This is a genomic window from Yersinia alsatica, assembly GCF_025133195.1.
Taxonomy (GTDB): Bacteria; Pseudomonadota; Gammaproteobacteria; order Enterobacterales; family Enterobacteriaceae; genus Yersinia; species Yersinia alsatica.
In genome coordinates, this window is the sequence record NZ_CP104006.1 from 862,107 (window position 1) to 878,166 (window position 16,060).

Consider the following 16,060-nt stretch of genomic DNA (forward strand, 5'->3'; position numbering starts at 1 on the left):
ACGTATTCTATTTTATATAATGGCTGCTGTTATTTATGAATAATAAATACTATTGATACTGTAATTTAAGTATGTTGTTAATTAAAGATGCTGTTAATTAAGGATAGATACCTTCACGGATCTGGCTGGGGGTGAGATTAAATGTCCGGCGCAATGCCGTCGCAAAATTAGCCGAGCTGGTATAACCCGCAATGGTGGCGGCTTGGTCAATACTAATACCTTCTTTCTGGAGTGCCAGCATGGCGCGTTTTAAACGACAATGGCGCAGATATTCAAATACCGTGATGTTGTAGCTTTCACGAAAACGCCGCTGCAAGGTACTTTGGCTCATATTGACCCTGCGAGCCAGTTCACTCATAGATAGATGGTCAGCCTCACCACTTTCCAGCCAATCACGTACCTGCTGAATGCGATTTAACCCGCGTAGTGACATTTTATTCTGTTGCTGGGCCTGCTGTTCCAGTGAGCTGAATGCTTCAATAATCAGGCCGATGCATTGTGTCTCGCAATGCAGCCGCTCGAGCGGGGTTGAGAAAGGAGGAGCGCTTGCTATTTTTTGGGCAATGGTTTGGGTATGGATTGATGGCTGCCATAAATGAATCGCCAGATGTTGCTGAGTAAAGTTGTACAGCGTATCCCACGAACCGGCTTGCGGCAGTAAATCGCCATACAACCATTCACGGTCAAAGGTGAGTGTCAGGGTGCGTTCATGGCTATTATTTTTGCCGTGGCGAGTGAATAGGGTACTTTCAGTCAGCGACACCAGAGAGGCATTGCCTTTTTCTTGCAAATGCAGTTGCTGACCACCAAATGAGATATGCGCGCTGCCGCTGACGACAATCGCCAGCTTCAGCGCCGGATTGAGCTGATTCTGGGTCTTAATATCGTAGAGGTTCGTGACATTGGCGGTATGCAAAATAAGATGTGGATTCAGGCGCAATACCTGAAAATCACCAAATAACACCGGGTCAGTCGACAAGGATTTCGCGCCACTCATCTGGTAGTCACTGGCAACCAGATTCGATTGCTGCACAATTTGGTCGCGGTAAATGGGTTTAGAGAAGGGAGAAGCATTGCGTACCTTATCGTGACTGCGCAAATGGTTTCTTTTCCCGGTAGGCAGATTTTTATTCACCGCTGACATGACGAACTCTCCACTGACATTGACGTTCTAACAAAGAGCTTTGCTGTTTACACAAACCTTTTTTCTGATTGCAAATGTAACAATTAGCAAGATGAATTGATAATGAAAATAATTATCAATCTTGTTCGTTTTTGTTGCCCCATTAATAGATTGGTAGAGATTTTCCTCTACTGACATTTGCTGTGGGCTTTTGCATCGGGGAAAGTGTAATGAAAGTAAAATGGCAGCGGCGCTCTCTGACGACCTTGGCGAGCTTGATTGGTCTCTGTATTTCGACTCCGCTTTGGGCGCAGACACAAGATACCACTCCGGCAGGGTCTGATACCGCCGCGACAGAAAAAACACAAACTGTACAGCAACAAGCATCCTCAGAAGCAGAGGGCAAGGCGGCAACTGGCGATACCTTGGTTGTGACGGCGCAACAGCAAGTTCGTCAGGCTCTGGGGGCCTCAACAATTACCGCGGAAGATATCCGCAAACGCCCTCCAGCGAATGATCTGTCCGAAATTATCCGTACCATGCCGGGGGTTAACCTTTCCGGTAACTCTGCCAGTGGTCAGCGCGGGAATAACCGTCAGATTGATATTCGCGGCATGGGGCCAGAAAATACACTGATTATGATCGACGGCATTCCGGTTTCGAGCCGCAATGCGGTGCGTTATGGTTGGCGTGGTGAGCGCGATACCCGGGGTGACACCAACTGGGTTCCCGCCAATATGGTAGAAAAAATCGAAGTGTTACGCGGCCCAGCGGCGGCTCGCTATGGTAATGGTGCTGCCGGTGGGGTGGTAAACATCATCACCAAACAGCCAGATAAAGAGCTGCACGGTAGCTGGAATGCTTACATGAACCTGCCGCAGCACAGTGAAGAAGGGGCCACTCGCCGTACCGACTTCAGTCTGATGGGGCCATTAAGTGACACCCTCAGTTTCCGTTTATACGGTGGATACAATAAAACTGATGCTGATGATTGGGATATCAACTCCGGCCATGAGTCGGCCCGAACAGGTAATCAGGTAGGGACATTACCGGCGGGGCGTGAAGGGGTACGCAATAAAGATATCAATGGGTTACTGCGTTGGGATTTCGCAGTAGGCCAATCCCTGGAATTTGAGGCAGGTTATAGCCGCCAGGGGAATATTTACGCGGGTGATACGCAAAACACCAACAGCAATGCCATTGTGCGCAGTTTATATGGTGCAGAAACCAACGTGATGTACCGCAATAATTTCTCACTGACACACCGTGGTTTTTGGGATAACGGCGTCAGCACCACCTCCTATGTTCGGTATGAAGAGACGCGCAACTCGCGCATTAATGAGGGACTGGCGGGCGGTACCGAAGGTATCTTCTCAAATAGTAATTTCAGCACTATCAAGCTGGACAACTATTTGGCCCACTCCGAGGTTAACCTGCCATTTGATTGGGGCGTTAATCAGGTACTGACCTTGGGTGCCGAATGGAATGACCAGAAAATGAATGACCCGACCTCCAATACTCAGACGACGTCGGAAGGCGGCAGTGTCAGTGGATTAACGGGCACCGGGCGTGATACTCGCGCGTCAGCGCAGATAGCCTCGGTGTTTGTTGAAAACAATATCGAGCTGACGGATACCACCATGCTTACTCCAGCGCTGCGTTTTGACCATCACAGCACCGCGGGCAGTAACTGGAGCCCGGGCTTGAACCTGTCACAGGAATTGGGCGATTACTTCACCATGAAAATGGGTATCGCACGTTCTTATAAAGCGCCAAACCTCTACCAAACCAACCCTAACTATCTGTTATATAGCCGTGGTCAGGGTTGCTATGGCGGTGGCGGCAGCTGTTATCTGATGGGGAATGACTCTCTGTCGGCTGAAACCAGCGTCAACAAAGAGATTGGGTTTGAATTCCATAATGACGGCATAATTGCGGGTATCACTTACTTCCGTAATGATTATCGCAATAAAATTGAGCCGGGGTTAGTCTCGCTGGGTAATGCCAGTGGCGGGACCGGAGCTTATGCTAACTCCGATATCTTCCAGTGGGAGAATGTGCCGAAAGCATTGGTTGAAGGTCTGGAGGGTAACCTGACGGTTCCATTCACCGATACGGTGCAATGGAGCAGTAACCTGACTTACATGCTGGAATCAAAGAACAAAACTACCGGGGATTACTTATCCATCACGCCTAAGTTCACGTTGAACAGCTCACTCAGTTGGCAGGCGACGGATGATTTGTCCTTCTTGTCGACGGTGACATGGTATGGGCGTCAGGAACCGAAGAAATATGACTATCAGGGGCTGCCAGTTACCGGTACCGCACTCAATGAAGTCAGTCCATATGCGGTCTTTGGCCTGAGTACCAGCTACACAGTGACAAAAAATGTCAGTGTTACCACCGGTATCGAAAACCTGTTTGATAAACGCCAGTTCCGCGCGGGTAATGCTCAGAACGTCGCCAATATCGCCGGTGCTGGGGCTGCAACCTACAATGAGCCGGGTCGGACATTCTTTGTGAGTTTAAATACTCAATTCTAATTCAGGTAAATGGCTATTTTACTGGTCAGCTTGAGATTGGGCAGTGCTCGCCGCCGTCACGTACTAGGTGTACGCTCCGTTGGCTGTGCGCTGTCCGCACTCAATCTGCCTGCGCCAATAACGCCATTTGAGTCGAGCTAAAAGCTGGTCACCATCCAATTGAAGATATAAATCGGGGCGTCATCAGGGCGCCCCTGCATTATCACCCTCGCACACTGATATTATTCCCCCCTACCGATAACTTATTAATAAAGCTGAGCAGAAATTCTTAATAGGCAGAGATCGTTTTTACCCTTTGCATTATAGTGGGTATTGTTAGCTGGAAAGGGCGTAAATCTAACCTTGAAGATCTAGGTAGAGGTAGGTGTCATCACCTCGTAGAGGCGCTAACTGAGATCAGTTATCAATATGTAAGATGATTACACTGCGCTCAACGATTCAGCAAAAATTTAATGTTGCTTTTATGTGAACGAATTAACACTGAGTTTAAATACTGGTATGCTGGCTGAGCGAAACTGGGCATCTTACCTTACACCTACTGCATCAGTGATGATGGCTGGTGGTAACAATAAGCCTGGCAAAATAAATGATAATTAAAGCGAGGAGAGAGTCGTGCTAGAAGAATACCGTAAGCACGTAGCCGAGCGTGCTGCTGAGGGTATCGTCCCCAAGCCATTAGATGCGTCACAAATGGCAGCGCTGGTTGAGTCATTAAAAAATCCGCCCGCGGGCGAAGAAGAATTCTTATTAGACCTGCTGATTAACCGTGTTCCACCCGGTGTTGATGAAGCAGCCTACGTTAAAGCCGGTTTTCTGGCTGCAATCGTTAAGGGCGAAGCCCACTCCCCCCTGATTACCGCAGAGAAAGCTATCGAACTGCTTGGCACCATGCAGGGCGGCTATAACATTCATCCGCTAATTGATGCGTTAGATAATGAAAAGTTGGCCCCGATTGCGGGCAAAGCGTTATCTCATACCTTGCTGATGTTTGATAACTTCTATGATGTAGAAGAAAAAGCCAAAGCAGGTAATCCGCATGCCAAGAAAGTCATGCAATCCTGGGCTGATGCCGAATGGTATCTTTCCCGCCCGGCGTTAGCTGAAAAAATCACGGTAACCGTGTTTAAAGTGACCGGTGAAACCAACACCGATGACCTGTCCCCGGCTCCCGATGCCTGGTCTCGCCCGGATATCCCATTGCATGCTTTGGCAATGCTCAAAAATGAGCGCGAAGGCATTCATCCGGATCAACCCGGCAGTGTTGGCCCAATCAAACAGATTGAAGAACTGAATAAAAAAGGCTTCCCACTGGCTTATGTCGGTGATGTCGTCGGTACCGGTTCTTCCCGTAAATCCGCCACTAACTCGGTGCTGTGGTTTATGGGTGACGACATCCCTTACGTGCCGAACAAGCGCGGCGGTGGTGTGGTGCTGGGCAGCAAAATTGCGCCAATCTTCTTTAACACGATGGAAGATGCCGGTGCTCTGCCAATCGAAGTCGATGTTGCTAATATGAACATGGGCGATGTCATTGATATCTTCCCGTATCTGGGTGAAGTTCGTCGCCACGATACCGGTGAAATCTTGGCAACCTTCGAGCTTAAAACCGATGTCTTGCTGGATGAAGTCCGCGCCGGTGGCCGCATTCCATTGATCGTGGGCCGTGGCTTGACCACCAAAGCGCGCGAATCTTTGGGCCTGCCTACCAGTGAAGTATTCCGTGTAGCGAAGCCGGTAGCGAAAAGCAATAAAGGTTTCTCACTGGCTCAGAAAATGGTGGGCCGCGCCTGTGGTGTTACTGGCGTGCGTCCGGGTGAATACTGTGAACCTAAAATGACCTCGGTCGGTTCACAAGATACCACCGGGCCGATGACCCGTGACGAGCTGAAAGACTTGGCGTGTCTGGGTTTCTCCGCTGACCTGGTGATGCAGTCATTCTGCCATACCGCGGCTTATCCGAAGCCCGTTGATGTAACTACCCATCACACATTGCCAGACTTCATTATGAATCGTGGCGGTGTCTCTCTGCGCCCAGGCGACGGTATCATTCACTCATGGCTGAACCGTATGCTGTTGCCAGATACTGTTGGTACCGGTGGTGACTCTCATACCCGTTTCCCTATCGGGATTTCCTTCCCGGCGGGTTCTGGTCTAGTGGCGTTTGCGGCGGCAACAGGGGTAATGCCTCTGGACATGCCTGAGTCTGTGCTGGTGCGCTTTAAAGGTGAAATGCAACCGGGTATCACTCTGCGTGATCTGGTGCATGCTATCCCTTACTACGCAATTCAGGAAGGCCTGCTGACCGTTGAGAAGCAAGGCAAGAAGAACATTTTCTCTGGCCGGATTCTGGAAATTGAAGGTCTGCCGGAGCTGAAAGTCGAGCAAGCGTTCGAACTGGCGGATGCTTCTGCCGAGCGCTCTGCGGCCGGTTGTACCATTAAATTGGATAAAGCGCCGATTATTGAATATCTGCAATCCAACATTGTCCTGTTGAAGTGGATGATTGCGGAAGGTTACGGCGATCGTCGTACTCTAGAGCGCCGTGTGAATGGCATGGAAAGCTGGCTGGCGAATCCAAATCTGCTGGAAGGTGATGCAGATGCGGAATATGCCGCAGTGATCGAAATCGATCTGGCAGAGATAACCCAGCCGATTCTGTGCGCACCGAACGATCCGGATGATGCTCGTCTGCTGTCTGATGTTGCCAACAGCAAAATTGATGAAGTCTTTATTGGCTCATGCATGACCAACATTGGTCACTTCCGTGCTGCCGGTAAATTACTGGATCAACATAAAGGTCAGTTGCCAACCCGCTTATGGGTTGCGCCACCAACTAAAATGGATGCCGCGCAGCTTACCGAAGAGGGCTATTATAGCGTCTTTGGCAAGAGTGGCGCGCGTATCGAGATCCCAGGCTGTTCACTGTGTATGGGGAACCAGGCACGAGTTGCGGATGGTGCGACGGTTGTTTCTACTTCAACCCGTAACTTCCCGAACCGCTTAGGGACAGGGGCGAATGTTTATCTGGCTTCGGCTGAACTGGCGGCAATTGCATCGCTGCTTGGTCGTCTGCCGACTCCTGATGAATATCAGACTTATATGGCTCAGGTTGATAAGACTGCGGCAGATACTTACCGCTATCTGAATTTTGATCAGTTGAGCCAATATACCGATAAAGCGGATGGCGTGATCTTCCAAACCGCCGTGTAAATCGCTATATTTCGCACCTGCTAAAAAGGAGGCCATTGGCCTCCTTTTTTTATGTCAAAAAAACTGTGTTTAACCACATGTCTGATTGAAATTTTGCAGGTATTTACCGGCTTTGCGAGTTTGCGCCAAGTCAGGCTGCTAATAACGATTACACTTATTGAAAGAGCATCAGGAGGGCGTGCTATGGACTATGAATTCTTGCGTGACTTAACAGGGCAAGTGCTCGTCAGATTCTCCATGGGGCATGAAGTGATTGGCCACTGGCTCAATGAAGAAATTAAAGGTGATTTGGCAAAACTGGACCAAATTGAAGCCGCCGCTAATGAAGTTAAAGGCAGTGAGCGCCAATGGCAGCTAACAGGCCATGAATACACGTTGTGGCTGGACGGTGAAGAAGTGATGGTGCGCGCCAATCAACTGGATATTGAAGGCGATGAGATGGAAGAAGGCATGAATTACTATGATGAAGAGAGTCTTTGTCTGTGTGGTTTGGAGGATTTTCTGTTAGTGCTGAAAGGCTATCGCACTTTTACCCTTCAAACTTGAAGCTGCAGGGGGGTTAGCTGCGCTCATTCACCCGAATCACTTACTGGTGTAAGCTCATCGGGATTCGTTTGCTTGCTGCCTACCTGCAACTCCAATTTTTTTGGGTATGTATTTGTAAAAAGAGTTAGAGGGGATTGCGGCTGGCAGACCAACATAATAGTGAGCCGACCACCACCATAGCCACTCCTGGCCAGAATGCGGCAGAGGGCAGGGTATTGAGCCATACACTGGCAATCAGTATGGACAGCAAAGGTGTGAAGTAAGAGAGGGCAGCGACCAGTGTGGCGTTGCCTTTTTTCATGGCGATATCCCAACACAGGTAGGCCAGTGCGGTGTTCGCCCCCATCAGCAGCAGCTCAAAAGTTGCGCGCGAGGTGAAATGCAACTTACCGGGTGTCAGCATAAAGAACATCACCCATAAGCACAGGGCGCAGGCGAGTAAAAAGAGCGGCAATGCGCCCGGTCCTCGGCTGTAGATCCGCACTAAATTGGAATAACCGGCCCAGGTAAAGGCGGCAATCAGTGCCAGACTGTAGGCCAGCGGGTTGCTGCTAACATTAGCGCGCAGCACATTCACGTCCAGCCCATCGCCACCACTCACCACCCAGATAACGCCAAACAGCGCCAGAGCTGCTCCCGGCCACAGCCACCAACGCGCCCTCAGTTTGAGCAATGGTACCGCCAGTAGCAGTGTCAGACTGGGCCACAGATAGTTAATCAAGCCAATCTCCAGTGTTTGTTGGCGGTCATTTGCCATGCCGATGGCTAAAGCAAAGGCCACCATATACACCACAAACAATAAACCACAGCCATACAGATAAGCGGGATGCTGCCCACGTAGCGTCGGTTTACCGGCGACCAACCAGACCAATATCCCACTGACCGTATAAATTGCCGCTCCCGCACCAAATGGCCCCAGAGTTTCAGATAATCCGCGCGTCAACGCGACACTCATGCTCCAAAGCAGGATTGCAATAATGCCATATAAGGTGGGAAGGCGGTTCATGAGTGGGAGATCGTCCTTGAAGTGGAGGATTAACCGGGTAGAAAGAACCATACCCGGTTAATACGATTTTTGTTCTGATGTATTACTGATTAATAACATGTAATTACAGAGATATCGCCCCTACCACATCACACTTCTGGCATATTACGGCCATAGTAGATTTCCTGCATTTCTTTATATAACAGGCGGGTAATTCGCTCTCTTTCTTCCGGGCTTAGCTCTTCTGGCTTGGCATTAAACAGATAGTGCTTCAAATCGAAATCTTTCAGCATCATCTTGGTGTGGAAGATATTTTCTTGATAAACATTCACATCCATCATGTGATAAAGCGACTTCATATCGTCAGACATAAAGTTCTGAATCGAGTTGATCTTGTGATCGATAAAATGTTTAACACCATTGATATCACGGGTGAAACCGCGCACGCGGTAATCCATGGTGACGATATCGGATTCTAACTGATGGATAAGATAATTCAGTGCTTTCAGTGGTGAAATAACACCACAGGTAGAAACTTCAATATCTGCACGGAAAGTACATAACCCTTCCTCTGGGTGGCTTTCCGGGTAGGTATGGACGCAGATATGGCTCTTGTCCAGATGAGCAACCACCGCATTGGGCAATGGGCCTGGGTGCTCTGAGGTATCAACATCGCGCGGATCAACCGGTTCTTCACTGACCAGAATGGTGACACTGGCACCTTGAGGGTCGTAATCCTGACGGGCGATATTCAAAATATTAGCGCCAATGATCGAGCAGGTTTCGCTCAAGATCTCGGTCAGGCGGTTGGCATTATACTGTTCGTCAATGTAGGCGATATAGCCATCGCGGTCGTCTGCAGTCTTGGCATAACAAATATCGTAAATACAAAAACTCAGGCTTTTGGTCAAGTTGTTGAAGCCGTGTAGTTTAAGCTTGGACAATTTAGTTCACCTCCTTACTCAGCGGGTTGGCGTTAAGGCATCCAGTAGATACTGCGGCAAAGCGAAGCTGCCGACATGAATGGCTGGGTTATAGTAGCGGCAGGTCAGGCCTGCTTCAGCAAAACGTTGTTGCAGCGTGGTGATATCCAATTGACGCAACTGTGGGTTTTGTGTCGCCCAGGCGAAAGTCATGATACCACCGTAATATGTCGGAATTGCTGCCTGATAAAAACTGACATCCTTGAAATAGTGACTAAGCTTGTTATGGCTATCGACTGCTTCATCTTGCTGCAAGAAACATACTCCGTTTTGTGCCACAAAAATGCCGCCTTCGTTTAGGCTGCGGGCACATCCCTCGTAGAAAGCAGAGGTGAACAAGCTTTCTCCCGGGCCAATAGGGTCGGTACAGTCAGAGATGATGACATCAAATTTTTCAGTAGTTTGGTTAACGAAGTCGACGCCATCGGCGATCACTAACTTGAAGCGGGGATCGTCATAGGCTCCGGCGCTATGATTGGGTAAATATTGGCGGCAGAACTCGACCACACCGGCATCAATTTCTACCATGGTTATCTGCTCAATATTTTTATGGCGGCTAACCTCGCGGAGCATCGCGCCATCACCGCCGCCGATAATAAGTACTTTCTTCGCCTGACCATGAGCCAGCAAAGGGACGTGCGTCATCATTTCGTGATAGATAAATTCATCACGTTCAGTTGTTTGCACCACGCCGTCCAGAGCCATTACTCGACCCAGCACTGGGTTCTCAAAAATCACCAGATCCTGATGCTCGGTTTTTTCGCGGTACAGTATATTTTCTACTGAAAAATACTGGCCGAAGTTGGCATGCAATGTTTCATACCATAGTTCTTTCTGTGACATGTTCGGGGCTTCTCCTTCGCACTAACAGCCATGAAAAATGGGGGCAACATAATAGCCAACTCTGCCAGAGGTTGCACGGCAGAATTTCAGGCTGAAAGGGTAAGTGTGGGATCGCTAGTTAGCGTAAGCCAATAAACTTAAAGAGTCACGGGCTAGAGACTTACATTTGGTAGGAACGGGGATCGCAATACCACGCAGATCGCGATAGCTCTCTTCACCCAAGGCTTTCATATTAAAGCTATTGTAGTTACGCAGATCCCAGCGATTTTGCTGAGCAAAATAGACAATTGCCCGCTTAATTTCATTATTGGGTAATTCGTTATAACCACAGTCATTTTTCAGATAGACAAATACCGCAGTCAGATCGGCAAGATCTTCTGCTTCAGATTCACTTAATGCAGAACTGGCAGATGAGAATCCGCACAGAGTAAGCAGCAGCATAACTAACGTTGTTCTTTTCATAGCGGAAACAGGCTTGTTCATTGTAAACAGACGTTATCACACTGTGATGCGACAAAGTAAATTTTATTATCCCCTCGGGATATGGATTGATTCACAGCGTGATTGATTGCACCTTGACCTTCCCGTTAGGGGAGGGTTTATGCTGGCGCACAATGCTGTTTTTGTGCCATGTCGGCATTTACTGACCATCAAGAATGGAGACGACCATGCATCGCCGTGATTTTATCAAGTTAACGGCAGCTCTTGGAGCCGCCACTTCACTGCCTTTATGGAGCCGTGCGGCCTTCGCTGCAGACTTTTCACCTTTACCTATCCCGCCATTACTTCAGCCGGATGCTAGCGGCAACATTAATCTGAATATCCAAACCGGCACCATGGCTTGGCTGCCTACCGCCGCGACGCAAACCTGGGGTTATAACGGCAACTTGCTGGGGCCAGCAATTCGTTTACAACGTGGTAAGCCGGTAACTATCAATGTGACTAACTCTTTGCCAGAGGCGACTACCGTGCATTGGCATGGGTTGGAGATCCCCGGTGAAGTCGATGGTGGGCCGCAAGCTTTGATTCAACCCGGTGCCAAACGTCAGGTTGCGTTTACGGTCGAGCAGCCCGCCGCGACCTGCTGGTTCCACCCACATACTCACGGTAAAACCGGTCATCAGGTCGCGATGGGGTTGGGGGGGCTAGTATTGATTGATGATAGTGATAGCGAGAAATTACCGCTGCCGAAGCAGTGGGGAGTCGATGATATTCCGGTCATTCTGCAAGATAAACTGTTGGGTAAAGATGGCCAGATTGATTATCAACTGGATGTGATGACCGCTGCGGTCGGCTGGTTTGGCGATCGGATGTTCACCAATGGCGCGCGTTACCCACAGCAAATTACCCCGCGCGGCTGGGTACGTCTGCGGCTACTTAATGGTTGCAATGCGCGTTCGTTGAATCTGGCACTCAGTGATGGTCGCCCAATGTATGTTATTGGTAGCGACGGAGGGCTATTGGCGGAGCCGGTGGCGGTGCGCGAATTACCTATATTGATGGGGGAACGTTTTGAGGTACTGGTGGATACCTCCGACGGCAAAGCGCTCGATTTGGTCACTTTACCCGTGAAACAAATGGGGATGACATTAGCGCCATTTGATAAGCCGCTACCGGTATTGCGCATCCAGCCATCACTGGCAGCAGGCAGCAAAATTTTGCCAGACTCTTTGGTGGTGGTACCGGCGTTGGCAGATGCCACAGGCCTGCAAGAGCGCTGGTTCCAACTGATGATGGACCCGAAATTAGACATGCTGGGAATGCAAGCGCTGATGAGCCGCTATGGTATGCAAGCTATGGCGGGCATGAGTATGGATCACGCTGCGATGCCGGGCATGGACAGTGGTCATATGGCTGGAATGGCGGATGGCCATATGAAAGGCATGGCGAGTGGCGCGATGAAAGCCGCACCGGCATTTGATTTTAGCCACGCCAATACTATCAATGGTAAAGCTTTCTCCATGACTGAACCGGCATTTGATGCAAAACTTGGCAAGTACGAGAAGTGGACCATTTCGGGTGAAGGCGACATGATGCTGCATCCATTCCATGTCCATGGTACGCAGTTCCGGATTTTGACCGAAAACGGCAAGCCGCCGGCAGAGCATCGCCGTGGCTGGAAAGATACCGTGCGGGTAGAAGGTGCGCGCAGCGAAATATTGGTGCGCTTTAATCATTTGGCTCCTACCAGTATGCCTTACATGGCCCACTGTCACCTGCTGGAGCATGAAGATACGGGCATGATGTTGGGCTTTACCGTCAGTGCCTGATATTGTCCTGGGTATTTGAAGTCGCAGAGCGGCTAGCTGCGGCTCCAACGACTTTGGGCAATAGTTGAATTTAGGTAATAGTTGAATTTAGGTAATAGTTGAGTGGCGCGTGAGTCCGTCGCAACATGGCTTGGGCTATGGTAAACTCAGCGGCTTTCTTCCGGCAACCAACGTAAAAAAGCGACGTTAATACCTATGAAACACACTGTAGAAGTCATGATTTCCGAGCAGGAAGTCAAAACCCGAATTGCCGAATTAGGCCGCCAAATCTCCGAACATTACCGCGACAGTGGCAGTGAAATGGTGTTGGTCGGGTTGCTCCGTGGTTCATTTATGTTTATGGCTGACTTATGTCGCGCCATTGATGTTTCCCATGAAGTCGATTTTATGACGGCCTCCAGTTACGGCAATGGCATGAGCACCACCCGTGATGTCAAAATCCTAAAAGATCTGGATGAAGATATCCGTGGCAAAGATGTGCTGATCGTCGAAGATATAATCGATTCGGGTAATACCTTAAGTAAAGTTCGTGAAATCCTGCAACTGCGCGGGCCGAAGTCATTGGCTATCTGCACTCTGTTGGATAAACCACAGCGCCGCGAAGTTCAGGTGCCGGTAGAGTGGGTCGGTTTCGCCATCCCTGACGAGTTTGTTGTGGGCTATGGCATCGATTATGCGCAGCGTTATAGACATTTACCTTATGTTGGTAAAGTTGTGATGTTGGATGAGTAATCGGGTTATCGGCTACTGCGCGCAGGCCGCACACAAATTGCTGCTGCTCGCTATGCCTTGAATATAAAGTATTATTGCGCGTTGGCACTTTAATATTTTGATTTAGCGGTGATGTTAGATGGGAGAGGGCGCGTCTGAACGTACCCTCCCATAACCGCTAACTTAGTCTTCTTTAGGGTCTTTAGGCAATAACTCAGCCATTGCTTTTCGGTACACTTGTTCAAGTGCTTCCATGCTGGTAGCAGAGACTTCTAAATCCGTCAGCAGACCGTCTTCAATACCATAGACCCAGCCGTGAATCATGGCTTTCTGCCCGCGCTTCCAGGCGGAGCGGACAATAGTCGAATGACCCAAGTTATACACTTGTTCCACGACGTTGAGTTTACATAACATATCGCTGCGTTCTTCAACTGGTAGCCGACCTAGCAGTGAACTGTGTTTAAACCAAAGATCACGGATATGCAGGAGCCAGTTATCAATCAGCCCTAACTCGAGGTCTTTCTTGGTTGCCGCTTCAACACCACCGCAGCCAAGGTGACCACAGATAATGATATGCTCGACCTGTAAAACATCGATGGCGTATTGAACCACTGACAGGCAGTTTAGATCAGTATGGATAACCAGATTGGCAACGTTACGGTGAACAAATAATTCACCGGCTTTCAGGCCAGTCAACTCTTCTGCCGGGACACGGCTATCTGAACAGCCAATCCACAGGAAGCGTGGTTTCTGGGCTAGCGCCAGGTGCTCAAAAAAACCGGGATCATCTTTACTGATAGCATTTGACCAAGTCCGGTTGTTCGCGATGAGCTTTTCTATTTCTTTCATAAATGTAAATAGCCTGTAATGAACGGATTGCGATAGGATAATATACGGCAAGGATGACGATTTTGAAATCGGAACAGTTGTTCCTTTGGTAGCGCAATGTTGTCTGCGTAACATCTTCTCGGTATCTACCCAGACTCCCTTCTGTCCTCATAACTTGCTCTGAAAAGGGTGGGGTAAGTGAGATATGGATATGCTGTAACCACTGGGAAACTCATAGAATAAGGTTGTTTTTTACTTATGACATATGCACTGGAAATAACGCAGCTGACCAAAACCTATGCCGGTGGCGTTCAGGCACTGCGTGGCATTGATCTGCACGTAGAGGCAGGCGATTTTTATGCTTTGCTCGGGCCTAATGGGGCGGGGAAATCCACCACCATTGGCATTATTAGCTCATTGGTGAATAAAACCTCTGGCAAGGTTAAGGTCTTTGGCTACGACATCGATCAAGATATCGTCAACGCCAAGCGCCAGCTCGGATTAGTGCCACAAGAATTTAACTTCAACCCGTTTGAGACGGTGTTGCAGATTGTGATTACCCAAGCGGGGTATTACGGTGTTACGCGGCGCGAAGCGATACAACGAGCAGAGAAATATCTCAGCCAGTTAGATTTGTGGGGCAAACGTAATGAGCGCGCCATTCGCCTATCCGGCGGGATGAAGCGCCGCTTAATGATAGCTCGCGCCCTGATGCATGAACCTAAATTGCTGATTCTAGATGAGCCAACGGCTGGGGTCGATATTGAACTACGCCGCTCGATGTGGGGCTTCCTGAAGGAGCTGAATGCGCAGGGAACGACGATTATTCTGACCACCCACTATCTGGAAGAGGCGGAAATGCTGTGCCGTAACATTGGCATTATCCAGAATGGTGAGTTGGTAGAAAATACCACTATGAAACAGCTGCTTGGCAAGCTTGAGTCAGAAACCTTTATTTTTGATCTGGGTATTAAAAGCCCGTTGCCGAAGCTGGAAGGATATAGCTATCGCCTGACGGATACCTCAACACTGGAAGTTGATGTAAAGCGCGAGCAGGGACTGAATGGTCTATTCAGTCAATTAAATGCTCAAGGAATTCAGGTACAAAGTATGCGCAACAAGGCTAACCGTCTGGAAGAGCTATTTGTCACCTTGGTTAATGGTAACGGGGGAGAAAAAGCATGACCCGCCTGTATTGGGTAGCATTACAGAGTATCTGGATCAAAGAAATTACGCGTTTTGCCCGTATCTGGATTCAAACTCTGGTACCGCCAGTGATTACCATGTCGCTCTATTTTGTCATTTTCGGCAACCTGATTGGGTCGCGAATTGGTGATATGGGCGGTTTTAATTATATGCAGTTTATTGTTCCCGGTCTGATTATGATGGCGGTGATCACGAACTCATATGCCAACGTTGCGGCGTCTTTCTTTGGGGCAAAGTTCCAGCGCAGCATTGAAGAACTGCTGGTGGCTCCAGTGCCTACCCACATCGTCATTATTGGTTATGTTGGTGGTGGCGTGGCGCGCGGGCTCTGTGTCGGTATTCTGGTCACCATTATTTCACTGTTCTTTGTGCCACTGCATGTGCACTCTTGGTCAATGGTGGCACTGACATTACTGCTGACGGCGATTCTGTTCTCCCTCGGTGGGTTACTGAATGCTGTTTTTGCCAAAACCTTTGATGATATCAGTCTGGTGCCTACTTTTGTGCTGACGCCATTGACCTATCTGGGCGGGGTGTTTTACTCGCTAGCCTTATTGCCACCGTTTTGGCAGGCAGTATCCAAGCTCAACCCTATCGTGTACATGATCAGTGGCTTCCGCTACGGTTTCCTTGGCATTACTGATGTGCCGCTGATATTCACCATTGGCGTATTAGTGGTATTTATCGCGGTATTTTATGCTTGGGCATGGTATTTGATTGATCGTGGGCGCGGTTTACGTACCTAGTTTTCTTGATAATTGGCGTTGCAGAGGGGCTTTGCTGCAACGTCAATAACCCGCGTTATTGATCCG

At 49.1% G+C, this 16,060-nt stretch carries 13 protein-coding genes; 7 read left to right on the top strand and 6 right to left on the bottom strand.

From position 1 onward, the window contains the following. Positions 1-97: 97 nt before the first annotated feature. Positions 98-1,144 (bottom strand): AraC family transcriptional regulator, encoded by a 1,047-nt coding sequence (locus N0H69_RS03770; RefSeq protein ID WP_050150309.1) that lies wholly within the window; start codon positions 1,142-1,144, stop codon positions 98-100. A gap of 209 nt (positions 1,145-1,353) precedes the next feature. On the opposite strand from N0H69_RS03770, the gene N0H69_RS03775 reads away from it, so the two are divergent. The 3 genes from N0H69_RS03775 to yacL all read left to right on the top strand — a co-directional run bounded on the left by N0H69_RS03775 (position 1,354) and on the right by yacL (position 7,422). Beyond that, positions 1,354-3,666, top strand: coding sequence for a TonB-dependent siderophore receptor (locus N0H69_RS03775; protein ID WP_050106527.1), 2,313 nt, complete (start codon positions 1,354-1,356; stop codon positions 3,664-3,666). Between the two features lie 612 nt (positions 3,667-4,278). Continuing rightward, a complete protein-coding gene (acnB, locus tag N0H69_RS03780) occupies positions 4,279-6,876 on the top strand; it encodes a bifunctional aconitate hydratase 2/2-methylisocitrate dehydratase (RefSeq protein WP_050106526.1) in 2,598 nt (865 codons plus the stop codon). Between the two features lie 183 nt (positions 6,877-7,059). Beyond that, entirely contained in the window at positions 7,060-7,422 is a 363-nt protein-coding gene (yacL, locus tag N0H69_RS03785; RefSeq protein WP_050106629.1) for a protein YacL, read from the top strand. A gap of 124 nt (positions 7,423-7,546) precedes the next feature. On the opposite strand, the gene yddG is transcribed toward yacL, so the two are convergent. The 4 genes from yddG to N0H69_RS03805 all read right to left on the bottom strand — a co-directional run bounded on the left by yddG (position 7,547) and on the right by N0H69_RS03805 (position 10,695). Further along, on the bottom strand, positions 7,547-8,428 hold the full coding sequence (gene yddG, locus N0H69_RS03790) for an aromatic amino acid DMT transporter YddG (protein WP_050121548.1): 882 nt from the start codon (positions 8,426-8,428) through the stop codon (positions 7,547-7,549). 128 nt (positions 8,429-8,556) lie between these two features. Continuing rightward, the gene (speD, locus tag N0H69_RS03795; protein WP_050100434.1) at positions 8,557-9,351 is read right to left on the bottom strand and encodes an adenosylmethionine decarboxylase; all 795 of its coding nucleotides are present in this window, start codon (positions 9,349-9,351) and stop codon (positions 8,557-8,559) included. Positions 9,352-9,369: 18 nt separating this feature from the next. Continuing rightward, on the bottom strand, positions 9,370-10,233 hold the full coding sequence (speE, locus tag N0H69_RS03800) for a polyamine aminopropyltransferase (protein WP_050121534.1): 864 nt from the start codon (positions 10,231-10,233) through the stop codon (positions 9,370-9,372). 114 nt (positions 10,234-10,347) lie between these two features. Further along, positions 10,348-10,695 carry a YacC family pilotin-like protein gene (locus N0H69_RS03805; protein WP_016266377.1) on the bottom strand — a complete coding sequence of 116 codons (348 nt, stop codon included), beginning with the start codon at positions 10,693-10,695 and terminating at the stop codon, positions 10,348-10,350. 206 nt (positions 10,696-10,901) lie between these two features. On the opposite strand from N0H69_RS03805, the gene cueO reads away from it, so the two are divergent. Both cueO and hpt read left to right on the top strand, forming a co-directional pair. Next, entirely contained in the window at positions 10,902-12,503 is a 1,602-nt protein-coding gene (gene cueO, locus N0H69_RS03810; protein WP_050133214.1) for a multicopper oxidase CueO, read from the top strand. A 195-nt stretch (positions 12,504-12,698) separates the two neighbouring features. Beyond that, positions 12,699-13,235: a hypoxanthine phosphoribosyltransferase gene (hpt, locus tag N0H69_RS03815; protein ID WP_032898325.1), complete on the top strand. Its 537-nt coding sequence runs from the start codon at positions 12,699-12,701 to the stop codon at positions 13,233-13,235. Between the two features lie 162 nt (positions 13,236-13,397). On the opposite strand, the gene can is transcribed toward hpt, so the two are convergent. Further along, complete coding sequence (can, locus tag N0H69_RS03820) at positions 13,398-14,063, bottom strand: carbonate dehydratase (RefSeq protein WP_050106522.1); 666 nt, start codon at positions 14,061-14,063, stop codon at positions 13,398-13,400. A gap of 237 nt (positions 14,064-14,300) precedes the next feature. Between can and N0H69_RS03825 the strand changes: the two genes are divergently transcribed. Further along, positions 14,301-15,227 carry an ABC transporter ATP-binding protein gene (locus tag N0H69_RS03825; protein ID WP_050106521.1) on the top strand — a complete coding sequence of 309 codons (927 nt, stop codon included), beginning with the start codon at positions 14,301-14,303 and terminating at the stop codon, positions 15,225-15,227. Further along, the gene (locus tag N0H69_RS03830; protein WP_050106520.1) at positions 15,224-15,994 is read left to right on the top strand and encodes an ABC transporter permease; all 771 of its coding nucleotides are present in this window, start codon (positions 15,224-15,226) and stop codon (positions 15,992-15,994) included. Before N0H69_RS03825 ends, N0H69_RS03830 begins: the two co-directional genes overlap by 4 nt. The last annotated feature ends 66 nt before the right edge of the window (positions 15,995-16,060 follow it).